General features: G+C 38.5%; 23 protein-coding genes. 18 read left to right on the forward strand and 5 right to left on the reverse strand.

Annotated features, from left to right (window positions below; genetic code table 11):
- Window positions 1–16 precede the first annotated feature (16 nt).
- From uppS to H4J52_RS19540, 16 genes are all read left to right on the forward strand, one after another.
- The gene (uppS, locus tag H4J52_RS19465; protein ID WP_259366549.1) at window positions 17–760 is read left to right on the forward strand and encodes a polyprenyl diphosphate synthase; all 744 of its coding nucleotides are present in this window, start codon (window positions 17–19) and stop codon (window positions 758–760) included.
- A 56-nt stretch (window positions 761–816) separates the two neighbouring features.
- Entirely contained in the window at window positions 817–1,686 is an 870-nt protein-coding gene (locus H4J52_RS19470; protein WP_182180240.1) for a phosphatidate cytidylyltransferase, read from the forward strand.
- Window positions 1,687–1,698: 12 nt separating this feature from the next.
- On the forward strand, window positions 1,699–2,946 hold the full coding sequence (gene ispC / locus H4J52_RS19475) for a 1-deoxy-D-xylulose-5-phosphate reductoisomerase (RefSeq protein WP_182180242.1): 1,248 nt from the start codon (window positions 1,699–1,701) through the stop codon (window positions 2,944–2,946).
- Window positions 2,947–4,302: a sigma E protease regulator RseP gene (gene rseP / locus H4J52_RS19480; protein ID WP_182180244.1), complete on the forward strand. Its 1,356-nt coding sequence runs from the start codon at window positions 2,947–2,949 to the stop codon at window positions 4,300–4,302.
- Between the two features lie 27 nt (window positions 4,303–4,329).
- Window positions 4,330–6,804 carry an outer membrane protein assembly factor BamA gene (gene bamA / locus H4J52_RS19485; RefSeq protein ID WP_182223155.1) on the forward strand — a complete coding sequence of 825 codons (2,475 nt, stop codon included), beginning with the start codon at window positions 4,330–4,332 and terminating at the stop codon, window positions 6,802–6,804.
- Between the two features lie 144 nt (window positions 6,805–6,948).
- Window positions 6,949–7,467, forward strand: coding sequence for an OmpH family outer membrane protein (locus tag H4J52_RS19490; protein ID WP_259366548.1), 519 nt, complete (start codon window positions 6,949–6,951; stop codon window positions 7,465–7,467).
- A 174-nt stretch (window positions 7,468–7,641) separates the two neighbouring features.
- Window positions 7,642–8,682, forward strand: coding sequence for a UDP-3-O-(3-hydroxymyristoyl)glucosamine N-acyltransferase (lpxD, locus tag H4J52_RS19495; protein ID WP_220460661.1), 1,041 nt, complete (start codon window positions 7,642–7,644; stop codon window positions 8,680–8,682).
- Window positions 8,683–8,686: 4 nt separating this feature from the next.
- Complete coding sequence (fabZ, locus tag H4J52_RS19500; RefSeq protein ID WP_182180250.1) at window positions 8,687–9,139, forward strand: 3-hydroxyacyl-ACP dehydratase FabZ; 453 nt, start codon at window positions 8,687–8,689, stop codon at window positions 9,137–9,139.
- Between the two features lie 3 nt (window positions 9,140–9,142).
- The gene (gene lpxA / locus H4J52_RS19505; RefSeq protein WP_182180252.1) at window positions 9,143–9,934 is read left to right on the forward strand and encodes an acyl-ACP--UDP-N-acetylglucosamine O-acyltransferase; all 792 of its coding nucleotides are present in this window, start codon (window positions 9,143–9,145) and stop codon (window positions 9,932–9,934) included.
- An 83-nt stretch (window positions 9,935–10,017) separates the two neighbouring features.
- Window positions 10,018–11,172: a lipid-A-disaccharide synthase gene (gene lpxB, locus H4J52_RS19510; protein WP_182225411.1), complete on the forward strand. Its 1,155-nt coding sequence runs from the start codon at window positions 10,018–10,020 to the stop codon at window positions 11,170–11,172.
- Window positions 11,169–11,894 (forward strand): ribonuclease HII, encoded by a 726-nt coding sequence (rnhB, locus tag H4J52_RS19515; RefSeq protein ID WP_182225409.1) that lies wholly within the window; start codon window positions 11,169–11,171, stop codon window positions 11,892–11,894. The genes lpxB and rnhB overlap by 4 nt, the downstream gene beginning before the upstream one ends.
- Window positions 11,894–15,463, forward strand: coding sequence for a DNA polymerase III subunit alpha (gene dnaE, locus H4J52_RS19520; protein ID WP_182223157.1), 3,570 nt, complete (start codon window positions 11,894–11,896; stop codon window positions 15,461–15,463). Before rnhB ends, dnaE begins: the two co-directional genes overlap by 1 nt.
- Before the next feature lie 171 nt (window positions 15,464–15,634).
- Window positions 15,635–16,591, forward strand: coding sequence for an acetyl-CoA carboxylase carboxyl transferase subunit alpha (gene accA / locus H4J52_RS19525; protein ID WP_182180258.1), 957 nt, complete (start codon window positions 15,635–15,637; stop codon window positions 16,589–16,591).
- Window positions 16,592–16,725: 134 nt separating this feature from the next.
- Window positions 16,726–18,096: a tRNA lysidine(34) synthetase TilS gene (tilS, locus tag H4J52_RS19530; RefSeq protein WP_182180260.1), complete on the forward strand. Its 1,371-nt coding sequence runs from the start codon at window positions 16,726–16,728 to the stop codon at window positions 18,094–18,096.
- A 108-nt stretch (window positions 18,097–18,204) separates the two neighbouring features.
- The gene (gene sstT / locus H4J52_RS19535; RefSeq protein WP_182180262.1) at window positions 18,205–19,446 is read left to right on the forward strand and encodes a serine/threonine transporter SstT; all 1,242 of its coding nucleotides are present in this window, start codon (window positions 18,205–18,207) and stop codon (window positions 19,444–19,446) included.
- 164 nt (window positions 19,447–19,610) lie between these two features.
- Window positions 19,611–20,180 (forward strand): alkylphosphonate utilization protein, encoded by a 570-nt coding sequence (locus H4J52_RS19540; RefSeq protein WP_182180264.1) that lies wholly within the window; start codon window positions 19,611–19,613, stop codon window positions 20,178–20,180.
- A 128-nt stretch (window positions 20,181–20,308) separates the two neighbouring features.
- Here the strand turns inward: H4J52_RS19540 and H4J52_RS19545 are convergent, their stop codons facing one another.
- Window positions 20,309–20,761 carry an isoprenylcysteine carboxylmethyltransferase family protein gene (locus H4J52_RS19545; RefSeq protein WP_182223158.1) on the reverse strand — a complete coding sequence of 151 codons (453 nt, stop codon included), beginning with the start codon at window positions 20,759–20,761 and terminating at the stop codon, window positions 20,309–20,311.
- Between the two features lie 181 nt (window positions 20,762–20,942).
- Here H4J52_RS19545 and H4J52_RS19550 point away from each other — a divergent pair, with 181 nt between their 5' ends.
- Window positions 20,943–21,389: a GNAT family N-acetyltransferase gene (locus H4J52_RS19550; RefSeq protein ID WP_259367893.1), complete on the forward strand. Its 447-nt coding sequence runs from the start codon at window positions 20,943–20,945 to the stop codon at window positions 21,387–21,389.
- A gap of 179 nt (window positions 21,390–21,568) precedes the next feature.
- Here H4J52_RS19550 and H4J52_RS19555 read toward each other — a convergent pair whose 3' ends face one another.
- The 4 genes from H4J52_RS19555 to H4J52_RS19570 all read right to left on the reverse strand — a co-directional run bounded on the left by H4J52_RS19555 (window position 21,569) and on the right by H4J52_RS19570 (window position 24,784).
- Entirely contained in the window at window positions 21,569–22,933 is a 1,365-nt protein-coding gene (locus tag H4J52_RS19555) for a M20/M25/M40 family metallo-hydrolase (RefSeq protein WP_182180266.1), read from the reverse strand.
- A 16-nt stretch (window positions 22,934–22,949) separates the two neighbouring features.
- Complete coding sequence (locus tag H4J52_RS19560) at window positions 22,950–23,483, reverse strand: YaeQ family protein (protein ID WP_182180267.1); 534 nt, start codon at window positions 23,481–23,483, stop codon at window positions 22,950–22,952.
- Window positions 23,484–23,564: 81 nt separating this feature from the next.
- A complete protein-coding gene (locus H4J52_RS19565; protein WP_182180268.1) occupies window positions 23,565–23,942 on the reverse strand; it encodes a ribosome recycling factor family protein in 378 nt (125 codons plus the stop codon).
- 74 nt (window positions 23,943–24,016) lie between these two features.
- Window positions 24,017–24,784 carry a hypothetical protein gene (locus H4J52_RS19570; RefSeq protein ID WP_220461117.1) on the reverse strand — a complete coding sequence of 256 codons (768 nt, stop codon included), beginning with the start codon at window positions 24,782–24,784 and terminating at the stop codon, window positions 24,017–24,019.
- 324 nt (window positions 24,785–25,108) lie between these two features.
- On the opposite strand from H4J52_RS19570, the gene cysB reads away from it, so the two are divergent.
- A complete protein-coding gene (cysB, locus tag H4J52_RS19575) occupies window positions 25,109–26,083 on the forward strand; it encodes an HTH-type transcriptional regulator CysB (protein ID WP_182180269.1) in 975 nt (324 codons plus the stop codon).
- Window positions 26,084–26,142: the final 59 nt, after the last annotated feature.

A 26,142-nucleotide genomic window follows, 5' to 3' on the forward strand; every position in this document is an offset into this window, starting at 1 on the left:
GCATTACGGAACGTTTATGACTGAAGCAATTACAGAGAATTTAACCAAAGTGCCACAGCATGTTGCCATTATTATGGATGGCAACGGTCGTTGGGCACAGCAGCGTGGAAAAACACGCGTCGCCGGTCATAAATCAGGTGTCGAATCTGTTCGATCATCAGTAAGCACAGCGATAAAACAGGGTGTAAAAGCATTAACACTCTTTGCTTTTAGTAGTGAAAATTGGCAACGCCCAGAACAAGAAGTTAGCGTGTTAATGGATCTCTTTATGTTTGTGCTAACACGAGAAGTTAAAAAGCTTCACAAAAACGGTGTGCGTTTTCAAGTGATTGGTGATACTTCTCGTTTTTCAGACAACTTACAGAAAAAAATAAAAGTTTCAGAAGATTTAACCGCAAACAATGAAGGTATGGTATTGTCTATTGCAGCTAACTATGGGGGACGTTGGGACATCGCTAATGCCGCTAAAGTTTTAGCCGAAAAAGTTTCCAATAACACTATGTCTGTTGATGAAATATCAGAAGAAACATTACATCAGTATACTTGCTTAGCAAATTTACCTGAACTTGATCTACTTATCCGCACCGGTGGTGATTTTCGAATAAGTAACTTTCTATTATGGCAAGCGGCTTACGCTGAATTTTATTTTACCGAAACGCTATGGCCTGATTTTGATGAGCAAGCTTTCATTACAGCAATAGGCTGTTTTGACCAGAGGGAAAGACGTTTTGGTCAGACGGGCGAACAAATAAAAACATAAGACTATAAAATTAAAATAATAACAACAAAATATATAGCATTTAAAAGGGTTTCCATTTGTTAAAACAACGAATTATTACGGCTGTTATCTTAGCGCCTTTAACTATTTCTGCCATTTTTTATTTACCTTTAGATAAATTTGCGGCTTTGTTTATGGCCGTTATGGCTATTGGTGCCTGGGAATGGGGACCTTTAATGGGCTTTGCCAATAAACGACGTAGACTTGCTTTTGTTTCTGCAACCATCATTCTTATTTCTGCGCTTTGGTACACGCTCCCTTTATTAGAGCTGTGGTCTCCTAACGGAGAACTGCATTCAGGTGTTTCTCTCGTCTTGTGGATTGCTGTAGGTTGGTGGCTTTTGTCTGCAACACTCACTTTTCTTTATCCTCGATACAGTAAGTTTTGGTCAAGTCATCGTTCAATTCGTGGCGTATTTGGTTGGTTAACGCTTATTCCTACTTGGCTTGCTTTTATGGTGATCCGCAGTAATGAATATAGCCAAGACCCATACCATGGCGCCCAACTCATCATGTTTCTTTTTTTAATGGTCTGGAGTGCTGACATCGGCGCTTACTTCGTTGGTAAATCAATAGGAAAGCGTAAACTTCTTCCTAACGTTAGTCCGGGTAAAACCTTAGAAGGTTTTGTTGGCGGTGTTGTTTGTGCATGTATATTTATTGCCATCGCGGGTTACTTCCTTGACTGGCAGTTGCACCAGTTTACTTTAGCGCTAAAGGTTACCGCTATCATTACGACGGTTTCAGTATTAGGTGATTTAAATGAAAGTATGTTTAAACGCCAAGCGGGCATAAAAGATAGTGGCTCAATTTTACCGGGTCATGGCGGCATATTAGACCGAATTGACAGTTTAACGGCAACGGCGCCTATTTATGCATTATGTTATGCTTTCTTAGGTTGGCAGTAGGTGATATAAACAATGCGTAAACTTTGTGTTTTAGGCTCTACTGGCTCTATTGGTTTAAGTACATTAGATGTGGTACGACGTCATCCAACCCTATTTTCTATTGAGTGCTTGTCGGCCAATATGCGTGTTGATGAAATGCTGGCGCAGTGTCAGGAATTTAATCCAAGCATGGTTGTTATGGTTGACGATAATGCCGCTCAGGCATTAAAAGAAAAATTATGTGAAAGTGGCTTGCATACCATTGAAGTGCGAAGTGGCGAGCAAGGGTTAATCGACATTGCCCAAGCTGATACTAGCGATACTGTAATGGCTGCGATTGTTGGTGCATCAGGTTTACTACCTACTATGGCTGCTGTAAAGTCAGGTAAAAGGGTACTACTTGCAAATAAAGAAGCATTGGTTACCTCTGGTGCTTTGTTTATAGATGCTGTTGAAAAATATGGCGCTGAACTATTGCCCATAGACAGTGAGCATAACGCTATTTTTCAGTGTTTACCTGCTAATGTTCAAGCAACCCCAGGTCGATGTGACCTCGAAAAAAATGGTGTCAGTAAAATATTGCTAACCGGCTCGGGCGGCCCTTTTAGAACTTTTTCAGTTGAACAGTTAGAGCATGTAACACCCGCACAAGCTTGCGCCCATCCTAATTGGGATATGGGACGAAAAATCTCTGTAGACTCTGCAACGATGATGAACAAGGGCTTAGAATTTATTGAAGCTAAATGGTTATTCAATATAGACCCTGACGATATTCAAGTTGTTTTACATCCACAAAGTACCATCCATTCTATGGTGCAATATAGAGACGGTTCTGTAATCGCGCAAATGGGTAATCCTGATATGCGTACCCCTATTGCTCATGCCTTAGCTTTCCCTGAAAGAATTGACTCGGGTGTTGCACCTTTAGACTTTTTCAATACCCAATCATTTGAATTTGAAGACGTCGATTATCATAAATACCCTAATTTAAAATTAGCGATGGTTGCTTGTCGAAGTGGTCAAGGTGCATGTACAGCACTAAACGCTGCAAATGAAGTGGCTGTTGATGCTTTTTTGAACGATAAAATTAAATTTACCGATATTGCAAAAATAAATGAAACTTCTATGGATAAATTTGTCTCAGAAAGGGTAGCATCAATTGATGATGTCATGGCACTTGACGCAAGTGTGCGAGAATTTTCACGTAATTTAATTGCGAGTGGCTGTTTTGAAGCTGGTCGTGTTGTGACTAAAGAAGTTAACAAAAAGGGTAATAATTAGTTGTTTGATTTTTTCTGGAATTTAGCGTCTTTTGTTGTTGCTCTAGGCATTTTGATTACTGTTCATGAGTATGGACATTATTGGGTTGCCCGAAGAAACGGCGTGCAAGTAGAACGCTTTTCAATCGGCTTTGGTAAAGTGTTGTGGCGCAAAGTCAATAAAGAAGGTACTGAGTTTGTTATCGCCTTAATTCCATTGGGTGGTTACGTAAAAATGCTTGATGGGCGTGTTGACGAAGTACAACCTGAAGATATAGATAAAACCTTTAACAATAAAACAGTTTATCAACGTATAGCCATTATTGCTGCTGGGCCGTTTGCTAATTTCGCTTTTGCTATTTTTGCATTTTACTTGATGTTTCTCATCGGTGTTCCTAGTGTAAAGCCTATTGTTGGTGAAATAGCTGCAGGATCTATTGCACATAAAGCGAAAATAAACAGTGATAGCCAAATTGTTGAAGTAGCAGGCCAAAAAGCATTAGATTGGCAAGATGTCAATTTAGCATTAGTCTCTCAAATTGGTGAGACGAGCTTTACGATAATAACGAAAGATAAGGGAAGTGCGTCATCGACAACGCATAACTTAGATACATCAGTATGGCCTTTTTCTCCAGACAAAGAATCTGCTATTGCTAGTTTAGGTATCGCCCCGTTTCGTGCACCAATTTATGCCGAATTAGCTTATATTGAAGAAGGAAGTGCTGCAGATAAAGCAGGACTAAAGGTTGAAGATAAATTAATAAGCATCAATAGCGAAGCAATAAACGGGAGTTGGGCAATGTTTTCAAGTAATATTAGCCAACTGCCGGAACAAAACGTCGTTCTGATCGTCCAAAGACAAGGGGTAAATAAGGAAATTTCTGTAACACCTACTTTAATTGAACGTTCGGGTAGAAAAGTAGGTTATTTGGGTGTGATACCTAAGTCTGAACCCTACCCAAAAGAATATTTATTTGAACTACGTTACGGTGTTGTTGATGCTTTAGGACAAAGTTTACAGCGCACTTGGAATTTAGTGGTGCTAAGTTTTGACATGATAGGCAAACTTATAACAGGTGACGTTTCTGTTAAAAACTTAAGTGGGCCTATATCTATCGCACAAGGAGCTGGAAGTAGTGCAGAATATGGTTTGGTATATTTTTTAGGTTTTCTTGCTTTAATTAGCATTAACTTAGGCATAATAAATTTATTACCTTTACCTGTTCTTGATGGAGGACATTTATTTTATTATCTTGTGGAAATAGTCACAGGAAAACCGGTACCAGAAAAAATACAAGAAATAGGTTTTAAGTTTGGTACACTAGCCCTCCTAGGCTTAATGAGTATCGCATTATTTAACGATTTTTCGCGGTTATAACAAAAGAAGTAACAAAAGTAAGCATTTATGATAATTAAAAAAATTGCCCTTGCGGTATTATTAGGTGCCTTAGGTACAACAGTTCAAGCCTCTGAAGAATTTCAAGTAGAAGATATTGAAGTAAAAGGGTTACAGCGTGTCGCTCTCGGTGCCGCTTTGACCCATATTCCTTTTAATACTGGTGATACTCTCAATGAATTTCGTATTTCTCAGTCGATAAAGTCTCTCTATAAATCAGGTCATTTCAATGATGTTGTAGTTTATCGTGAAGCGAATAGAATTATTTATCGTGTTCATGAGCGTTCAACCATCAGTGAAATTACCTTTGATGGAAACAAAGACTTAAAAGAAGAGCAACTCACTGAAAGTCTTGATGGCAGTGATATTAGAGTGGGTGAAACACTCGATATGACCATTATATCAGGCATTGAAGTTGGCTTAGAAGATTTCTATCATAGTATCGGCAAATATAATGCTAATGTAAAAGCGGAAATAACGCATTTACCGCGTAACCGTGTAAACATTAATTTTGTTTTTACAGAAGGCGAAGCCGCAGCCATTGAGCAAATTAATATTGTGGGTAATGAGATATTTTCAGACAAAGACCTTCTTGAGCGTATAGAGCTAACGTATGACTCTCCTTGGTGGGATTTTATGGCGCAAGACCGCTATCAAAAACAAACCCTTCAAGGTGATATCGAAACCATCAAAAGTTACTATTTAGACCGGGGTTATCTGCAATATAAAGTTGATTCAACTCAAGTTTCAATGACGCCTGATAAGAAAGCCGTTTACATTGCTCTAAATATCACCGAAGGTGAACAGTTCAAAGTAAGCGAAATAGATTTTATGGGTGATATGGCTGGCTTTGAACGTACTATTCGAGCCATTAATCCCCTGAGAGCTGGTAAGCTTTATAATGGTGCAGAAGTTACTTATACCGAAGAAACGATCAGTCGTTTTCTGGGGAGATACGGTTATGCATATCCTAAAGTCAATGTTATCCCTCAAATTAATGAAGAAGAGAAAACGGTTAAGCTTTCTATTTCAATTGACCCTGGTAAGCGTGTTTATGTTAATCGTATTAACTTTCAAGGTAATAATGTTACTTCAGACAAAGTGCTACGCCGTGAAATGCGTCAGATGGAAGGTGCTTGGTTATCGAATAATGCTGCAGAAAGTTCAAAAGCATGGTTACAACGTTTGCCTTATTTGGAAAATGTTGAATATGAAACTAAGCAGTTACCGGGTGAAGATGACCTTGTTGATATCGATTTTTCAGTAAAAGAACAGCCATCAGGTTCCTTTACTGCGGGTATAGGATATGGTTCAACGACTAATTTAAGTTTAAGTGCGGGTATACAACAGAACAACTTTTTAGGTACCGGGAATCGACTTGCTTTTAATGTCAATACCATGAGCTATCAGCAAAGTGCGAGTATTTCTTACACGGACCCATACTTTACGGTTGATGCTGTTTCTTTGGGTGGGCAGATATACTACAGCGAATTTGATGCAGGTAATGCCAACTTAGTAGAATACAACAACAAAACGTATGGTATAGGACTTAATTTAGGCTTTCCTATTAATGAATATCTACGCTTGAATTTTGGTGTCGGCTATAAAAATAACGGTATTACCCGTTTAGATACTTATGAACAAATTCAAAAGTTTTATGAAATTTATTCTGATCCTAGTAATCCAGATGGCGGTTTAGAATTTGAAAGCTTTGATTTATCTGTTGGTATTTCACGTACTACGTTAAACAGAGGTACATTCCCAACAGACGGTTCTAGTCAAAGTTTGTCATATAAAATGACAACGCCTAATTCAGACGTAAACTATTTTAAAATTAATGTAGACACAAAATGGTACTTTCCATTAACACAAGACCAACGTTGGACGGTACTAGCACGTTTCAATGCCGGTTATGGTAACGGTTATGGCACCGTTGATGGCAATGATCAAGTATTACCATTTTGGGAAAATTTTAGAGCTGGTGGTTCTGACACCTTACGTGGCTTTGAGAACAATATTGTTGGACCACGTGCGGTATTTCGTTACCCAACGGCTATAACGGGTGCTCCTGATCCAGTAGAAGCCGGCAGTAGCTGTTGTTTAGGACCTGATCATGACTTTATTAATGTTTCATCGCGCTCTGTCGGTGGTAACGCCATTGTTGTTGCGGGTGTTGAACTTATTGTACCAACACCATTGATAGATGAAGGTTTTTCTAATAGTGTTCGTACCAGCTTTTTCGTTGATGTGGGCAACGTATGGGATACAGAGTTTAATTTGAATGACTACAACGATTTAGCGAATCCTGAGTTTGGTAAAATCGATGATTATTCAGATGTTGGTCGTTATAGAAGTTCTGCAGGTTTATCTGTCCAGTGGTTATCGCCAATGGGCCCAATGATTTTTAGTTTTGCTAAGGCATTAAAATCAGAAAAAGATGATGATAAAGAGTTCTTTAGTTTTAATATAGGCAAAACTTTCTAACTAAAAGAACATTTACCATTTAAAGAAAAGTGGTCTTAAGGGGTTTAATTATATAAGTTAGCCCCCATAGCAATTAAATGATAATTATAATAATTAATGTAGCTTAAACCAAAGTTACTTAGAAATAATATTTTGGAGATAAAATTGAAAAAATTCATTAAAACAGTTACCTATTCAGCAGTGGCGTCAAGTTTATTATTAGCAAGCTCTGTTATGGCTGCAGATCAAAAAATTGCAGTGGTTAATTTTCAAGAAGTGATGAGCAAAATTCCACAAACAGCTACGGTAATGCAGGGTTTAGAAGTTGAATTTAAAGATGATAAAGCCGTTTTAGCCCAATTAGAAAAAGACATTAAGTACTATCAAGAGAAGAAACAACGTGATGCTTCTTTAATGAGCGCTAAAGATATAGAAGAACTTGATGCTCAAATTGGTACTTTATACCAAGATTACCAAGCTAAAGGTAAAGCGTTCCAACAAGCAACTGGTTTACGTAAGAACGAAGAAACAAATAAAATTGTTGCCTTAGTTCGTCAGGCAATTGACAACATCGCAGCAAAAGAAAAATATGACCTTGTTTTAGAACAACAAGCGGTTGTTTTTTCTAAGCCAGATGCAACGATCACTAACAAAGTAGTCGAGCAGGTTAGTAAACTTAACTAAGTCTACATTTAGGTATTAGATAATGTGCTAAATCAGACATTATCGTTATAAAACTTGCAACTATTATTTATAATATTAGTTGCAAGTTTTTTTTCTATCCTAAAAGAAATCATATTGGTTTTAGCGTCTTTTCCAGTTATGCTCACATAGCATCCATACAAATATTAAGTGTTTATGTCTTATACTCTCAAACAACTAGCTGAAAAAATTGGTGCAGAAGTACACGGTGATGCATCTTATATTATTCATTCACTTGCAACATTATCAAGTGCTGGTGCCCAGCAAATTGCATTTTTAGCAAACAAAAAATATAGCCAGCAGCTTTCTGAAACAAAAGCCGGAGCGGTTATTATTTCTGCTCAAAATATTAATGACTGTAACACTCATGCCTTAGTTATGGACAACCCTTACTTAGGTTATGCACTTACCGCACAATTACTCGATACGACCCCTAAACCCGCTCATAACATTCACCCCTCTGCTCAAATCTCACCTGATGTTGTTTTAGGTGTAAATGTCGAGGTTGGTGCTAATGCGGTAATAGAGAAAGGTGTTGTTATTAGCGATAATGTTATTATAGGTGCGGGTTGTTTTATTGGAGAAGAAACATTAATAGGGACTCATACTAAGCTATGGGCAAATGTTAGTGTTTATCATCGAGTCAAAATTGGCCAAAACTGTTTAATTCAAGCCAATACTGTTATTGGCTCTGATGGCTTCGGTTACGCAAATGACAAAGGTAAATGGTTGAAAATCCCTCAGTTGGGCGGTGTTATTATTGGTGACAACGTCGAAATTGGTGCTAGCACAACAATAGACCGTGGCGCGTTAGAAGACACGGTTATTAAAAATGGTGTTATTTTAGATAACCAAATTCAAATTGCTCATAATGTCGTTATCGGTGAAAACACCGCGATGGCAGCTTGTAGTGTTATTGCAGGCAGTACAACGATTGGAAAAAATTGTGTAATAGCCGGCCTAGTTGGTATCAATGGTCATATAGAAATTGGTGACGGTTGTGTTTTTACTGGCATGAGTATGGTGACAAAAAATATTAATGAACCCGGTGTTTATTCTTCTGGCATGCCGTGTCAAACGAATAAAGAGTGGAATAAAAATAATGCAAGAATTCGTAAGTTAGAAAGTATACTTAAGCGTATCAAAAGTGCAGAGCATGAAATTGAGCACTTAAACAACATTATTGAAAAGGAATAGTCCGTTGGAATTAGCAAAAAACACCATTGAAATTGCAGAAATCAAAGCATTACTGCCACACCGTTATCCAATGTTATTGGTTGATCGCGTTTTAGATTATCAACCAATGAAAACATTGCACGCTATTAAAAATGTCAGCATTAACGAACCTGTGTTTAATGGTCACTTTCCTGATCTTCCTATTTTCCCAGGAGTGATGATCCTTGAAGCTTTAGCACAAGCAACGGGTCTCTTGGGCTTTAAAAGCACGGATGGCCGTGATGAAAATGAAATGTACTTATTTGCCTCTATTGATAAAGCAAAGTTTAAGAAATCAGTTGTGCCTGGCGACACTATGCACTTGCATGTTGAATTCTTAAAAGAACGCCGAGGTATGTGGAAGTTTTATGGCGAAGCTAGGGTTGAAGGAAAAGTTGTGTGTTCTGCTGAACTTATGTGTGCAAGAAGAGTGGTATAAATTGTGATTTCCAACAACGAGAGTTTAATTCATCCACAGGCAATTATAGAAGAAGGTGCCTGTATCGGAAATAATGTGAGCATTGGTCCTTGGACTTATATTGCCAAGGATGTTGTTATTGGCGACAACTGTGTGATTAATTCTCATGTGGTTATCAAAGGACCCACGAAAATTGGTGAAGGTAATCATTTTTTCCAATTTGCCAGTATTGGTGAAGACTGCCAAGATTTAAAATATGCGGGTGAAAAAACCGAATTAATCATCGGCAATAACAATATCTTCCGCGAATCATGTACGGTTCATCGTGGCACAATCCAAGATAACAGCTTAACGCAAATAGGCAGTAAAAACTTATTTATGGCTTACACCCATGTGGCACATGATTGTGTCGTGGGTAATCATTGTATTTTAGCGAATAATGCTTCTATTGCTGGGCATGTACACGTTGGTGATTACGCTATTTTAGGTGGTATGACAGGTGTTCATCAGTTTTGTCATATTGGCGCGCATAGTTTCGTTGCGGCAAACGCACTTGTATTAAAAGATATTCCGCCATACTTGATGGTTTCTGGTCAACCGGCTTCCCCCTTTGGTTTGAATTCAGAAGGGCTAAAACGTCGCGGTTTTGATAAAAATGTTATCTTAACCATCAAGCGTGCTTATAAAGAAATCTACCGCAAAGGTTTAAATGTTAACGAAGCTTTAGTTAACGTTGCAGCATTAGCAGATGATATGCCCGAGTTAACTTTTTTTGCCGAGTTTATTAAAAACTCTAGTCGTGGTATTGCCCGTTAGAAGTAATTTTTTAAAAAGTAGTAGAGTAAACGTTAATGACCCAAACAGTAGAAAACCAAGCTAACCTCCCAACAGCATCAACAATGAATGACTCGACTGCTGAGCAATCCCCCGTCTTTGGCATTGTTGTCGGTGAACATTCTGGCGATACACTGGGTGCCGGCTTAATGACTTCATTAATGTGTGTTTATCCCAATGCTAAATTTATTGGTATTGGAGGCCCTAAAATGCAATCGTTGGGCTTTGAAAGTTTATTTGAAATGGATGAACTTTCAGTGATGGGTATTTTTGAAGTGTTAGGTCGTCTGAAACGCTTATTTCATGTCAAAGACCGTTTAGCTGAACAGTTTATTGATCATAAGCCTGATGTTTTTATTGGTATCGACGCACCAGACTTTAACTTGCGTTTAGAAAGACAATTAAAAAAAGCCGGTATTAAAACAGTCCATTATGTTAGCCCATCGGTTTGGGCGTGGCGTGAAAAACGTATTTTTAAAATTGAAGCTGCCACCGATATGGTGTTGTCGTTATTACCGTTTGAAAAAGATTTTTACGATAAATATGAAGTACCTTGTACTTTTGTTGGTCACCCGCTTGCTGATGATATTCCGTTTACCTCAGATAAAGTTGAAGCAAGACAAGCGCTTAATTTACCTGTTAACAAAAAAATACTTGCGCTTATGCCTGGCAGTCGTGCGGGTGAATTATCTCGTTTAACTGAGCCTTTTTTACTTTCTGCTGAGCAACTTTTTGAACAAGACCTTGATTTACAGTTCGTTGTACCCATGATCAGTGAAAAGAGAGCCGAACAATTTAAACAACTGAAGAAAAATATAGCACCCCATTTGCCAGTTACTATTATTACCCATAAAACTCAGCAAGTTATGGCGGCAAGTGATTGCTTATTAATGGCTTCAGGTACTGTAACGCTTGAAGCAGCGCTGGTTAAGCGGCCAATGGTCATTTGCTATAAATTCAATGCATTTACGTATCACATGTTTAAAGGTTTGGTAAAATTAGAGTGGTTTTCATTGCCTAATTTATTGACAAAAAAGTCACTTGTACCTGAATTACTTCAAAGTAAAGTTAGCGTTGATAATATAGTACCGTTAGTCAAAGAACGTCTATATCAAGACCAAACTTCGCTTGAAGATGAATATATAAACATCCATCTTGCGTTAAAGCAAAATGCGAGTAAACAAGCGGCGAAAGCGGTTATGGACCTAATGTTAAAATGAGTAATGAGAGCGCCGTTGAAACAAATATAACAAAAAATAAAATAGTGGCAAAACCAAAAAAAGTTTTCGCTCCTTTTGAATACCCCATTGCCTATTGTATTGCCGGTGTTGATGAAGTTGGTCGTGGGCCTCTAGTCGGTGATGTAGTTACTGCTGCGGTGATACTTGATCCAGAAAACCCTATTGAAGGGTTGATGGATTCAAAGAAACTATCCGAAAAAAAGCGCCAACTCCTTTTTGTTGAAATAAAAGAAAAAGCGATTGCTTGGGCTGTTGGGCGAGCCACCCCCGAAGAAATAGACACACTCAACATTTTGCACGCAACTATGTTAGCGATGCAACGAGCAGTACAAGACTTATCAGTAACACCCGATTACGTTTTAGTTGATGGTAATCGTTGCCCTATTTTTATGCAGGCGGATGGTAATATTGCTAGCCAATCAGTCGTTAAAGGTGATGATCGGGTTAGTGAAATAAGTGCGGCATCAATAATTGCAAAAGTAGTGCGAGACGATGAGATGTTTGCTTTAGATGAATTACATCCTGAGTATGGCTTTGCTAAGCATAAAGGCTACCCAACGAAAGCGCACTTAGAAAAAATTGTAGAGCATGGTGTACTTGATTGTTACCGTGCCAGCTTTAAACCAGTAGCACAGGTTATTGCTATGCAAGGTGTTTTACCTACTAAAACCAAAGCAGATACAACTCAGGTGACGTGCTAATGTCTGAACAAGCATTAGTTGAGATTAATGATTTAGCGCAAGAAATCGTTCAGCCTGGGCCTCAACCCAAGTTTATTCATTTACGCGTGCACAGTGACTATTCAATGTGTGACGGTTTGAATAAAGTAAAACCTATTATCGCTACAGCGGCCGATTTAGGAATGCCAGCCATTGCACTTACTGACCAAACCAACCTTTGTGGTTTGGTTAAGTATTATCATGCTGCTCATGGTGCGGGTATTAAGCCTATTATTGGCTGTGATTTCTGGGTGAAAAGTGAAGAGTTAGAAAATGAACTTTTTCGCATTGTTGTCTTAGCGACAGATAATGTCGGTTATAAAAATTTAACCGAACTTATTTCTCAAGCCTATCTTCGCGGTCACATTCAAGGCAAAGCGGTTATCGATAAGCTTTGGTTGATTAAATATGCGCCAGGGTTAATTCTATTATCGGCTGGTCGCGAAGGTGATATTGGTAAAGCGTTAATTAAAGGAAATACTGATCTTGTTGAGCAAATGGTTGACTTTTATCAACAGTATTTTCCTAACTGCTTTTACCTTGAATTGATCAGAACCAATAGAGAAAATGAAGAAAACTATATTCATTTAGCGGTAGAGCTTGCCGAAAGGGTATCACTCCCAGTGGTTGCTACCAATGAAGTGATGTTTATTTCTCCGAAGCGATTTGATGCCCATGAAATACGTGTTGCCATACATGATGGTTTTACGCTTAATGATAAACGACGCCCTAAAAAATATTCTCAAGAACAATACCTTCGTAGTGAAGAGGAAATGTGTGAATTATTTTCCGATATTCCTGAGGCTCTTGAAAATACCGTAGAAATCGCTAAACGCTGTAATGTTACTGTAAGGCTTGGTGAATATGTTTTACCAGACTTTCCCACTGAAGGTTTATCGATAGAAGATTACCTCGTTAAAGTATCAGAAGAAGGCCTACAAGACCGTTTAGAAACCTTATTCGATAAAGATTCGCCAGACTTTGCTGAAAACCGTAAACCTTACGATGAACGTTTAGCCATTGAGCTTAAAGTTGTAAATAATATGGGTTTTCCCGGTTATTTCTTGATCGTCATGGAGTTCATTCAGTGGAGTAAAGATAACAACATTCCTGTTGGCCCCGGTCGTGGTTCTGGTGCTGGATCACTCGTAGCCTATGCACAAAAAATCACTGACTTAGATCCCCTTGAATACGACTTACTTTTTGAACGTTTCTTGAATCCTGAACGTGTATCAATGCCCGATTTTGATATCGATTTCTGTATGGACAGACGAGATGAAGTGATCGACCACGTTGCTGAACTTTATGGCCGTGATGCAGTGTCGCAAATTATCACCTTTGGTACGATGGCAGCAAAAGCGGTTATTCGAGATGTTGGCCGTGTACTTGGCCATCCTTATGGTTTTGTTGACCGTATTTCAAAACTTATTCCGCCAACACCGGGAATGACTTTAGCGAAAGCTTTCGAGGAAGAGCCAAAATTACCTGAAGCTTATGCGCAAGACTCTGAGGTAAAAGATCTAATTGATATGTGTCGTATTTTAGAAGGTACAACACGTAATGCGGGTAAACATGCTGGTGGAGTTGTTATTTCACCAACGACCATCACAGATTTTGCGCCACTTTATTGTGACGACGAAGGTAAGAATCCGGTCACACAGTTTGATAAAAATGATGTTGAAGATGCGGGGTTAGTCAAGTTTGACTTTCTAGGGCTTAGAACGTTAACCATTTTACAGTGGGCTATTGAAATGGCCGATGTAAAGTTGTTAAAGGAAGGCAAAGCACCTATCGATATTTCGCGCATCCCATTAGAAGACCCCGCTAGCTTTAAGGTGTTATTGAGGTCAGAAACAACGGCTGTTTTCCAGCTTGAGTCTAGTGGTATGAAATCGCTTATTGCTAAACTAAAACCTGATTGCTTTGAAGATATTATCGCGCTTGTGGCACTCTTTAGACCTGGCCCACTGCAGTCAGGCATGGTTGATAACTTTATCGAACGTAAACACGGTCGTGAAGTCGTTAGCTACCCCGATGCTACATGGCAGCATATTGATTTAAAACCTATTCTTGAACCCACTTACGGTATTATTTTATACCAAGAGCAGGTAATGCAAATTGCACAAGTATTGGCTGGTTACTCGTTAGGTGGCGCCGATATGCTGCGCCGTGCTATGGGTAAGAAAAAGCCAGAAGAAATGGCGAAGCAACGTGCAGGTTTTGAGCAAGGTGCCATTGACCGTGGTGTTGATGGCGAACTCGCCATGAAAATCTTCGATCTGGTTGAAAAATTCGCTGGTTATGGTTTTAATAAATCGCATTCAGCGGCTTATGCACTGGTTTCTTATCAAACCTTATGGATGAAGACCCATTTTCCTGCCCCCTTTATGGCTGCGGTAATGTCAGCAGATATCGATAACACTGACAAAATTGTTACCCTCGTTGATGAATGTGGCAATATGGGCATCGATTTACTCCCTCCGGATGTCAACGCTGGCCAATATAAATTTACGGTTAACGAACAAGATCAAATTGTTTATGGTATCGGCGCAGTAAAAGGTGTGGGAGAGGGGCCTATTGAAGCCATTATTGCTGCACGTGAGCTTGGGGGAGAATTTAGCGACCTTTTTGATTTTTGTGCTCGCCTTGATCTGAAAAAAATTAATAAGCGTGTCTTAGAAAAATTGGTCAAAGCGGGGGCAATGGATAGCTTAGGTCCGAAAAAAATAATTAATGGCAAAGAAGTGCCTAATCGAGCCGTTTTATTTGAAACGTTACCTGAAGCGATTAAAGCGGCAGATCAATACGCAAAAGCACAAGCGGTTGGGCAAAATGATTTATTTGGCTTAATTAATGAAGAGCCAGAAGATACCCGACAAGCGTTTAAAGATGTGCCAATGTGGGCAGAGGAAGTTTGGCTTAATGGCGAAAAAGAGACACTGGGCCTATATCTAACAGGCCACCCCATTAATCGATTCTTAAGTGAGATTAAGTACTACGCCTCAGGGCGCTTAGTAAGCTTGCAGCCAACTAGCAAAGATAAAACTACCGTTGCCGTAGGTTTGGTCTTAGGCGTAAGAGTGATGGTCAATAAACGGGGTAGACGATGGGCATTGGTTACGCTTGACGATAAAAGTGCTCGAATGGATATTAGACTCTTTCCTGATGACTATGATAAATTTGCTGAATTGCTCATTAGCGATGCTATTTTAGTGTGTAGCGGACAGGTCAGCTTTGATGAATACTCCGGAGGCATTACAATGACCGCTCGAGATATCATGACTGTTGCCGATGCTCGAGAAAATTATGTTACTTCAGTTGATATAAATGTTAATAAAACTAAGGCAGGTGAAGGTTTTATTGACAAATTTACTGATGTATTAACACCGTACAAAGATGGTACATGCCCAGTTCGCCTGTTTTATCAAAGAGATGAAGCAAAAGCTATGCTAGAATTAGGCGTACAATGGCGTGTAACGCCTGCAGACCCTTTATTACATGCATTGAAAACTTTATTAGGTGATGGAGATGTCACTTTAAGGTTTAAATGATTCAGGTCGCATTAAATGGTAACTTATTGTTAACCCATACAAACAATTTATAACAATGTCGATGACGACTTTGTTAACAACTGAGTCGTCATTGATGATTACTCAGTACTTTATTCGAATAATAATGCTGTTGTTGATAAAACGGCATAGAACATAGGTAAGAATAATCATATGTCATTAAATTTTTTAGATTTCGAGCAACCTATTGCAGAGCTTGATGCAAAAATTGAAGAATTAGAATTAGTGAATAATGGTCAAGAATTAGATCTTGATCTCGAAGAGCAAATTACCCAATTACGTGGTAAAAATGCAGAGTTAACCAAAAAGATTTTCGCTAATCTTGACCCTTGGCAAACAGCTCGCGTTGCACGTCATCCACAGCGTCCATATACGCTTGATTATATTCCGCGCATCTTTACTGAATTCGACGAGCTCGCAGGTGACAGACATTACGCAGACGATCGCGCTATTGTTGGCGGTACTGCACGCTTAGACGGAAAGCCCGTCATGATTATTGGTCATCAAAAAGGCCGTTCAACTGCAGAAAAAGTTAAACGCAACTTCGGTATGCCTCGCCCTGAAGGTTACCGCAAGGCTTTACGCTTAATGCAAATGGCTGAACGTTTCAATATGCCAATCATCACCTTTATTGACACCCCAGGCGCATACCCAGGTATTGGTGCAGAAGAACGTGGTCAAAGTGAAGCGATAGCGATGAACTTAAAAGTGATGTCACGATTAACGGTACCCATTGTTTGTACGGTTATTGGTGAAGGTGGTTCTGGTGGGGCATTAGCGATTGGCGTGGGTGACCGCGTTAATATGCTCAAATACTCTACGTATTCAGTAATTTCTCCTGAAGGTTGTGCTTCAATTTTGTGGAAAACGGCAGAAAAAGCACCGACTGCTGCTGCCGCAATGGGTATTACGGCTACACGTATTAAAGAGTTAGAGCTTATTGATAATATTGTTGAAGAGCCATTAGGTGGCGCGCATCGTGATATGGATATTATGGCCGCTAACTTAAAGCAAGAATTAAAATCAAATCTTGCTGAGTTAGAAGGGTTATCAAAAGATGAATTAATAGAAAAGCGTTATGACAGATTAATGTCTTTCGGTTACTGTTAAGTCGTTTTAAGCCGACATCGGTAAAGTGTTATTTAACATTTTACTGATAAAGTTGCCGCTTTATCTTATGTATCTTTATATGTAAGTTAAAGCTGCAGCTTTGTTCATGCCAGTGTCAATTTACAAAGTAAATTATGATTGAAAATACGTTAAGAGATTTTTTTTCTCAACATCCTACATCATCACTCCTTATTGCCTACAGTGGCGGTATTGACTCACAAGTTCTTTTACACAATCTTGCTTCTTTAAAAAAACAAAATGCAATTAATAGCAATATTCGTGTCTGTCATGTTGATCATGGCTTAAGTCCTAATGCTTTTAAATGGCAAGCATTTGCTAAAGAACAATGCCAAGAATTTGATCTTCCGTTAGAAATTATTCCTGTAAATGTGCAAGCCACGGCACAACAGAGTTTAGAAGCACAAGCGCGTGATGCACGTTATAAAGCACTCAAGTCAGTTGCGACATCAAATGACTTAATTGTTACGGGTCATCATAGTGACGACCAAGCGGAAACCTTCCTACTCGCGCTAAAAAGAGGCTCGGGTTTAAAAGGTTTGTCAGCGATGCAAAGTGAAATAACGTTCGCAGCTCAGTTACTTGTTAGACCCTTATTAACGATTTCTCGAACACAGATTGAAGCTTATGCAAAAGAGCATGCGTTAGACTGGATAGAAGATGAATCTAATATTGATGAGCGCTTTGATCGAAATTTTCTTCGCCACCAAATCTTACCTAAATTAACTGAGCGCTGGCCAAGTATCAACAAAACCATTGCACGAAGTGCCGAGCATTGTCTTGAAGCGCAGCAGTTACTTGATGAATTAGCGGAGCAAGACTTAACTAATTGCCAGCACTCAGCGAATAGGCTTTCTGTGCTTTATTTGAATAGCTTGAGTGAACCGCGGCTTAAGAATCTGTTACGCTATTTTCTATCACTTGGTGATTTTTTAATGCCAAGTCGTCAGCAACTAAAGCAAATATGTCAGCAGTTAAATGCAGACGTTGATAAGTCGCCGATTGTTCAATTAGCTGAGTGTTGCATAAGGCGATTTAAAGGCGAACTGTATTTAACACCTATTTTCCAAGACCTTTCTTTATGGCAGCATGATGTCAATTTAGCGGCTTTAGCAGATAAAAAACTCGTCAATATCGTGCTTCCAGATAAACTCGGTTTATTGAGCTTTTTTATGCCCACTCGTGAAAAGCCCTTAACTAAACATTGGCAAGCGTTTATTAAAAAGCCAATAAATAACGAAATAGTCACCATTCGATTTTCTCATGAAAACCCAAAATGTTTGCCGCAATACCGGCAGCATTCACGGCCTGTAAAAAAGGTCTTACAAGAGCTTGTTATTCCACCTTGGCAGAGAAAAAGATTGCCTTTTCTATTTTATGACAATGAATTAGTTGCTGTAATAGGGCAGTTTGTCTGTAAGGCTTATTCAGCAGATAACGAAAGTTCAGCTTTTTCGCTTTCATGGGAGGGTGAACTGTCTTTATAAAGTGACCGTGTAACGAATAAACTAGACAGTGTTGGTACATAAGTGGTAAAAATCTTTCATCAACACCTTATCTTAATAATAAGAACAATAACTAATATAAGAAAAACTATGACAACAGATAATACTTCTTTAGAAAACCAGTCGCTATTTGGCAAGCTAAAATCTATGAACATCGTAAACCAAATCATTATTGCAATTATTTTTGGGGTTCTTATTGCCCTTGTTTCACCTGAAATAGCTCAGTCATTTTCTATACTAGGGAGTTTATTTGTTAGTGCATTAAAAGCGGTTGCTCCTATTTTGGTGCTCGCTTTAGTCGCCTCATCAATTGCAAATCAAAAACCCAATAGTGACGCTAACTTAAAACCTATAGTTGGTCTTTACTTACTTGGAACAATCAGTGCTGCCTTAGTCGCTGTCGCATTAAGTTTTGCTTTTCCTGTGCAATTAACGTTAGATATAGTTGGCGCAAATGCTAATCCACCACAAGGTTTAGGTGAAATATTATCAACGTTAGCATTTAAAATTGTTGACAACCCTTTCAATGCTGTTGTTACAGGGAATTTTATTGGAATTTTAGCTTGGGGGTTAGGCTTAGGTTTCGCCTTAAAAAAAGGCAGTGAATCAACAAAAGTGATGGTGCATGATTTTGCTGAAGCTATTTCAAGTGTTGTCAAATTGGTTATTCGTTTCGCACCTTTAGGTATTATGGGCTTAGTTGCTAATACGATAGCAACAACAGGTTTTAATACCTTGGGTGAATTTAGTCATTTAGTACTGGTGCTTTTAGGTTCAATGCTTATTATTGCGTTGGTGGTTAATCCTATTATTGTTTATTTTATTATGCGTAAAAATCCTTATCCGTTAGTACTCACGTGTTTAAAAGAATCAGGCATTACTGCGTTCTTTACGCGTAGTTCGGCGGCAAATATTCCTGTGAATATGGAATTATGTGAAAAGCTTAACCTACATGAAGACACTTACTCCGTTTCAATCCCTTTAGGGGCAACTATTAATATGGCGGGAGCCGCGATTACTATTACCGTTTTAACACTTGCCGCGGCGAATACTTTAAATATTGAAGTTGATTTTGCGACGGCTATTTTATTGAGTGTTGTTGCTTCGATATCAGCTTGTGGTGCTTCTGGTGTGGCAGGTGGGTCGTTATTACTTATTCCATTGGCTTGTGGTTTGTTTGGTATCGATAGTGACATTGCGATGCAAGTTGTCGCAATAGGTTTTATTATTGGTGTTATTCAAGATTCTGCTGAGACGGCGTTGAATAGCTCTACAGATGTTATTTTTACCGCAGCAGCCTCACACCATATCACTAAAAACTTAGATCAATAGCTTTTACCCTTAATTTAAAGACGGTATTGTAATGCCTAACGTACTGTCTTTAAATGAAAGGGGAGCGCCATTTACCTTCAGTGATTAATCAGCACTTTTTAAATCACTTCATTAGGAGCATAATGGCGAAAAATTATCTTCCCAAAAATTAGTGAATTAATATTATGCCTACCGAAAATGCATTAAAAGCACGCAGTAACACTCGCTGTGAATTGTGTACCTCAATCGACAAACTAGCGGTATTTCCAGTCCCCCCAACCAGTGATTTAAGTGCTCAGCAGTGTATATATCTCTGTGCTACTTGTATGGCACAAATTAATGGTGAAGCAGAAATAGATGTTAGTCACTGGCGTTGTCTAAATGACAGTATGTGGAACCAAGAACCTGCCGTGCAAGTAATGTCGTATCGACTGCTTCATAAGCTTTCTGCAGAAAGCTGGGCACAAGATGCACTTGAAATGATTTACATGGAAGATGATGTAAAAACCTGGGCAGAGCAAGGTATCGCAGCCGCTGAGCGCGAAGGACCAACACGAGACAGTAACGGCACTGAATTACAAGATGGTGACGATGTTACCCTCATTAAAGATTTAAAAGTAAAAGGCGCTAATTTTACGGCTAAGCAGGGCACTATGGTGCGTGGCATCACACTAACAGATAACCCTGAGCACATAGAAGGTAAAGTAAATGGTACGCGTATTGTTTTAGTTTCAGCGTATTTGAAAAAAGCTTAAACATTCTCATGCTATAAAAAATCCCTTCAAATGGAGGGATTTTTTATGTTCAACTCTTTCTCATACACTCTGTCTTCCGGTGCATTAGTGCATCGAAAACGTAGATAAATTTATTTTTAAGGAATGGGTTATAACCACCGCCTAACTTTTGTCTGGTAATCTTTATACTGCTGACCAAATATCTTCATTAACATCTGTTCTTCTGGAATAATTTGATAACGCGTCATGTAACTTATAAAAATGAGTATCACGGGTAAGCACATCAAATGCTGTAAGTAATAAGTGAGAGATACGAGAGCTATAAGCATGGCTAAATACATAGGGTTACGAGAAATAGCATAAATGCCTGAACTGACGACTGTTGAACTTGTTTCTGGCTTTGTTGGGTTAACCGTTGTTTTATGTTTTTTAAAACTGACTATGGCTGAAATACCCACACCCACCGAAAGTACTAATAACAATAGAGCAACTATCAGGTACGCTGGCCAATTGAATGAAAACATAGGCCACAATTTACTGAAGGTTATCATCAAGATAACAGCGAATAGTACTTGTACAACAGGTATTATCTTCAACTCCATGATTTTCCTTACTGTGAAAATATTTTATTAAACGTTATGTTAGCAGACTGCGTTGCTTGTTAATCATCATTCATCGATAAATTTATCATTAGCCGTTATAGGTTCTTTAGTAGACACGATTAGTGGTTTTTATGTATTGTATTGAGTCGTGGGTAATTCGTGATTAAAAAAACGTAAAAATATGCAAAATGATGGAAAAGTAACAATAGGATTTCGACAAGCACAGCGAAGTGATATTCCCTATTTACTGCAATTAAGAAAAGCCTCAATGGGAGATCATCTTGTAAGCGCGGGACTAAATTTATCTGATCAACAGCACCTCGAACGGATCAATGAGTTCTTTGCTGATTCATCTATTATTTTGATAAATAAACAGCCCATAGGATTGATAAAATTGGGTGTTTTAGCTGATAAATTACATATCAGACAGTTGCAAATATCTCCACAATATCAAGGAAAAGGAGTGGGCAGTAGAGTTTTAGTGTTAGTCAAAAAAAAAGCGAAGGAACTTAAGTTGCCATTAACTTTAAACGTTTTGTTGGCAAATCCGGTGATCTCTTTATATTTACGCCATGGTTTTATTGTTACTGGGCAGAGTGAATTAGAGTACCAAATGCGTTGTGATTGATAAGATCTAGCCAGCTTTTTATGTTCACGATGAACGGTCATTATTTATGTTCTATAAAATCATAAAATCATAAAATCATAAATACCTACATCCTTGTAGGCATCCATTTCTTTACGACAGTATTACATCCTCGTACGTCGATGACAAACAGTGACAATGTTTAGAATGAATGGCAATACTTAGTAAATTTTTCCACTTGCTCGAACGGTACTTACATCGATACGTGTTGGCGTAATACTGCCATCGACTAACCCTTGAGTCGCTACGGATAACGACTCTATAACCTCGTACATCGAATCTAAGTCTAGGCTATTGATATCATCAGATATTTGATGATAATGCTGATCTTTATCAAGTTGTGTGCTACTAAAACTATGGGCTGGAACACCTAGTCTGGCGAGTGTCGCATTGTCTGAACGATAAAATAAACCTTGCTCAGGGTATGGGTCTTTGTAGACTTTCGTGTTTTTTTCCTGCAAGCTGGCGTTAAGTAATTCGCCTAAGTTTGAACGTTCCATTCCTGTCATCCACATTGTACCCGCACCAAATTTTGAAGGTTTACCGATCATTTCAATGTTGATCATTGCCACGACATCATCAGGGTTCAATTGTTGTGAAAAATATTTCGAGCCAAAGCCACCAATTTCCTCAGCAGTAAAAGCGCTGAACATCAATGTTCTTTTATTAGTACCTTGGCTCGCGTAATGCTGTGCAAGGTTAATAACAGCTGAAGTACCTGATGCATCATCATCAGCACCATTAAAAACCTCTTTACCATCTGCGCTTAACCCTAAGTGGTCGTAGTGAGATGAATATAAAACGACTTCTTTTGCCTTGTCTAGATTTTTATCTTTGCCTGGGAGTATCGCAACAATATTGGTTAACGTTTTCTCAGTAATGCTCGTGGCCGCATTAACCACTAGAGAGGTTATTTCACTGTCATCAGCTAACACCATAACAATAGCACCTTGGTGCTTAAGACTAAGCTTAGTTAAGCCTCGTTTAAAGTAACCTTGATAACCGGCAAACGTTTTCGCGTGAGCTGAATGAATAATAACAAAGTGTTCGCCGCCCTCATTATTGATTTTACCTAAAGCCGCACGCATATTGTCAGTTTCGCCAATAATATGGGTATTAACATCTTCTGCACTGTTCCATGCAAGCGTCGCGATGGTGCTTGCCATACCTAATTGGGCGACCTCAATGGCATTACCGTTTAATGTTACCGTTAAACTGCTGGGCATAATGCTGGTGACTTTAAAGGTTTGCTTGAAGTCTTTATTCGTATCAAGTGGAGTTAACCCTATTTCTGTAAAACGTTGGCTAATATAATCAGCGGCTTGATCAATTCCTGGTGAAAAGCTTGCTCGCCCTTTTAGATTATCGCTCGCTAGGTAAGTGATATCTTTCACAACTTGTATTGAGGTCATTTTAGCAATTTTCACCGCAGGTGTTGGTTGTTCACCACAGGCTGAAAGCAAGGTTATTCCAGCGAGCAGCGCTAAGGATAAACAGTTTTTTTTAAGGTTGTTTTTTATTATCATTATTTGTCCTTAGTTATTATTGTAATGTTGTCGTTTCAATTAAAAGGGTTTCATCGCCTGCGGTTAGCCATAACTGGCCATCTTGAATACTGCATTGAAAGTCCATTGAGCGTCCAGCGAGTTTTGCTAATGCCTCACAGGTTTCTTGACTAACCATCTCGACGGAAAGTTTATTCAGTAAGCGCAATTTATTTTGTGATTGTTTCCACCATGTTTCCGCACTACTACCATAGGTGTAAAGAATAACTTTTTGGGCACGATTACATGCTTTTTTAAGACGTTTTTCATCAAGCTGGCCAAGCTCTATCCATAATTCAATGACTTCTGAGTAGTTAATTTGCCAGATAGCGGCTTCCTCTTCGTCACTAACGCCTTTACCAAACTGCAAATTTTCACTTGCGTTTAAAATGAAGGCTAACAGACGAACCATCATGCGGATATCTGTTTCCGAAGGGTGCTGGGCGATGGTTAAATTGAGGGTGTCGTAGTAATTTCTGTCCATATCAGACAGCTGTATACTGGCTTTATTGATTGTTGCTTTTAGTGCCATGATTTTCCATAAAGTAAGTAATGCTAATCTAGCTATAGTACTCGTTCTAATAGAGGGAATACAGCTTGTAAGTCTTTTATTCTACTGCCATTCTAATTCATCTATCACTTTTCTTGCTTCAATAATCGTACAGTCAGTGCGAGCCATTAACTGGTTAACAGTAAGAGGAGACTTTAATTGGGCTATTCGCATAAGTTCATCATGACTGAGGGCTTGTCGTTGGCTCATTAAATAACTGACTAGCCACTGCCAGCTGGGTTCTTCTGAACCTTGTATAAATGCGACAACCGCTTCTAATTGCTCAAAGCTCGCTTTTAGCTGCCAATTACGAGAACGACCAATCCTATAAAGTTCACAGCCACATGCTCTTATACCGGCTTTAAGGGCATAAGCTTTTATAATTTTTCTCAGCAATGAGGGGAGGTTAATGACAGGTATATGACTGGGCGATGTTTTCATGAGTTAAATCGGCTGTTAAAAGAGAATAAAAAACCAGCAAAATGCTGGTTTGAATCTTTACTAAGGGTAGATTGTTACCATTTTTTCTTTGGTTGAAATAACATATCTATATCGTCTTCTTGATCTTTAGCTTTCTTGGCAGCATCTTTAGCGTTTGTGGTTTTAAGTGCATTGGTTATTTCTTCGAGTTTAATCTCAACTTCAGCTTTTTTATTCGTTGTATATTCCGACTGCAAAGGGTGCGATGACAATGTTTGTAGTGTTTTTTCATAATATTGGCGGGCTGAACCTAACATCTCTTTTTCATGAGCGATATTACCACGCTTTAACAAACTTTCCACACCAATTTGAAGTTGCATAGTGTCGAGTTTTTTATCTTCATGAGTGAATGTTTGTGCGTCTAATGCACCTTTGGCTTGCTCTGATTTTAAGGTAAGTCGTAATTTTTTAATAGACTGTAAAATAGCAACAAGTTGTTGTTCATTATCAGGAAGAATGAATTGTTCTTCTTGTTCTGGTTGCGAAGCTGAAAGTTCTTCAGAGGCTTTTAACCTTGATTCTATTTCATTTACCTTATTTTTTATTTGCTTTGATTCAGGTAAAATAGACCTCATCATTTTTGCAGCGGTTAGGCTGCGACGATTAAGAATATTGACAATATTAGGGTTGCTTGGCAAATTAGCAAGTTTAATAATAAGATCTTCACTTTCATCTATAATTGCTTTTTGCTTAGCTGCTTTTGTTCGTTTTGCTTTATCTTGTTTTTCTTTGTGTTGCTGAAATGCACTAACAGCTACAACAATAATGATTAATGCAATAATTAAAGCAATGATAATGCCCATAATATTAACTACTCGTCTATGAAAATGAAAATGTCTTTAACGCAGTCTACAAAAAATGTACACATTAGCATAGCCTTATATGAACCTTTTATCAGTAAGGAGTGTTTAAGACAGTTGATATGTTTTTATTTTTAATTAAAAATGTCATTTGAAAATATCACCGCGGCTTCATGTGACTTTTTGGTATTATTGTTGTAATAATCCTACATTTTTAAAGTTAATCACAAAAATTAGCATATTAATTAAAATTAATATGGAATAAGTTTTCATTTAAGTATATATTTTTTGCATAAGCAATCAGTATAAAAATTTTGAAGTATAATTATGAAACTGCAACAACTGCGCTACATTGTTGAAGTACTCAACAATAATTTAAATGTGTCTGCAACAGCCGAAAGCTTATTTACCTCTCAACCGGGCATAAGCAAGCAAGTTCGTATGCTAGAAGATGAACTCGGTATTCAAATATTTGGACGTAGTGGTAAACATTTAACTCATGTTACCGCGCCAGGTAACGAAGTGATTAACATAGCTACAGAAATCCTCTCTAAAGTTGAAGCCATAAAAGCGGTTGCCCGTGAGCATACTCAGCCAGATGAAGGAAAATTACGTATAGCAACAACGCATACCCAAGCGCGTTACGCCTTACCTGAAGTCATCAAAGGTTTCATGAAAAAGTACTCAAAAGTTTCTTTGCAAATGTCACAAGGTACTCCCTCACAAATAAGTGATGCTGCTGGAAAAGGCGATGCGGACTTTGCGATAGCGACAGAATCATTGCACTTATATAACGATTTAGTCATGTTACCTTGCTATCACTGGAACCGCAGTATTATTGTGCGACCTGATCACCCTTTAGCGAAGAAACAAGGCATCACCATTGAAGACTTAGCAAAGTATTCTTTAGTGACTTATGTTTTTGGTTTTACTGGCCGTTCAGAACTCGATACCGCCTTTAATAGTGTGGGTATGGAGCCTAAAATAGCGTTTACAGCAACTGATGCTGATGTGATTAAAACGTATGTTCGTTTAGGTGTTGGTGTCGGTGTCATTGCAACAATGGCAATAGACTCTCGAATTGATAGTGATTTAGTGGCTATCGATGCAAGTCATCTATTTAATTCAAGTACGACCAAAATAGGTTTTAGACGCGGTACTTTTTTACGGGGATATATGTTTGATTTTATCGAGCGGTTTGCTCCTCACTTAAATCGTGATTTAGTAACTAAAGCTGTCTTATTGAAAAACAATAATGAAATAGATGAAATGTTTGTTGATATTAAATTACCTATTCGTTAATAAACGCGTGATTTAAGCTCAAAAACCCCCAATAAAAAAGCGACTGGTATTAGTCGCTT

Source organism: Colwellia sp. MB02u-14 (assembly GCF_014076915.1).
In the GTDB taxonomy this organism is placed as follows: Bacteria; Pseudomonadota; Gammaproteobacteria; order Enterobacterales; family Alteromonadaceae; genus Colwellia_A.

What these genes read in the sequence shown, in the direction of transcription:
- uppS (WP_259366549.1), top strand. Translation starts at nt 17, where the DNA reads ATGACTGAAGCAATTACAGAGAATTTAACCAAAGTGCCACAGCATGTT.
- ispC (WP_182180242.1), top strand. Translation starts at nt 1,699, where the DNA reads ATGCGTAAACTTTGTGTTTTAGGCTCTACTGGCTCTATTGGTTTAAGT.
- bamA (WP_182223155.1), top strand. Translation starts at nt 4,330, where the DNA reads ATGATAATTAAAAAAATTGCCCTTGCGGTATTATTAGGTGCCTTAGGT.
- lpxD (WP_220460661.1), top strand. Translation starts at nt 7,642, where the DNA reads ATGTCTTATACTCTCAAACAACTAGCTGAAAAAATTGGTGCAGAAGTA.
- lpxB (WP_182225411.1), top strand. Translation starts at nt 10,018, where the DNA reads ATGAATGACTCGACTGCTGAGCAATCCCCCGTCTTTGGCATTGTTGTC.
- rnhB (WP_182225409.1), top strand. Translation starts at nt 11,169, where the DNA reads ATGAGTAATGAGAGCGCCGTTGAAACAAATATAACAAAAAATAAAATA.
- dnaE (WP_182223157.1), top strand. Translation starts at nt 11,894, where the DNA reads ATGTCTGAACAAGCATTAGTTGAGATTAATGATTTAGCGCAAGAAATC.
- accA (WP_182180258.1), top strand. Translation starts at nt 15,635, where the DNA reads ATGTCATTAAATTTTTTAGATTTCGAGCAACCTATTGCAGAGCTTGAT.
- tilS (WP_182180260.1), top strand. Translation starts at nt 16,726, where the DNA reads ATGATTGAAAATACGTTAAGAGATTTTTTTTCTCAACATCCTACATCA.
- sstT (WP_182180262.1), top strand. Translation starts at nt 18,205, where the DNA reads ATGACAACAGATAATACTTCTTTAGAAAACCAGTCGCTATTTGGCAAG.
- H4J52_RS19540 (WP_182180264.1), top strand. Translation starts at nt 19,611, where the DNA reads ATGCCTACCGAAAATGCATTAAAAGCACGCAGTAACACTCGCTGTGAA.
- H4J52_RS19545 (WP_182223158.1), bottom strand. Translation starts at nt 20,761, where the DNA reads ATGGAGTTGAAGATAATACCTGTTGTACAAGTACTATTCGCTGTTATC.
- H4J52_RS19550 (WP_259367893.1), top strand. Translation starts at nt 20,943, where the DNA reads ATGCAAAATGATGGAAAAGTAACAATAGGATTTCGACAAGCACAGCGA.
- H4J52_RS19555 (WP_182180266.1), bottom strand. Translation starts at nt 22,933, where the DNA reads ATGATAATAAAAAACAACCTTAAAAAAAACTGTTTATCCTTAGCGCTG.
- H4J52_RS19560 (WP_182180267.1), bottom strand. Translation starts at nt 23,483, where the DNA reads ATGGCACTAAAAGCAACAATCAATAAAGCCAGTATACAGCTGTCTGAT.
- H4J52_RS19565 (WP_182180268.1), bottom strand. Translation starts at nt 23,942, where the DNA reads ATGAAAACATCGCCCAGTCATATACCTGTCATTAACCTCCCCTCATTG.
- H4J52_RS19570 (WP_220461117.1), bottom strand. Translation starts at nt 24,784, where the DNA reads ATGGGCATTATCATTGCTTTAATTATTGCATTAATCATTATTGTTGTA.
- cysB (WP_182180269.1), top strand. Translation starts at nt 25,109, where the DNA reads ATGAAACTGCAACAACTGCGCTACATTGTTGAAGTACTCAACAATAAT.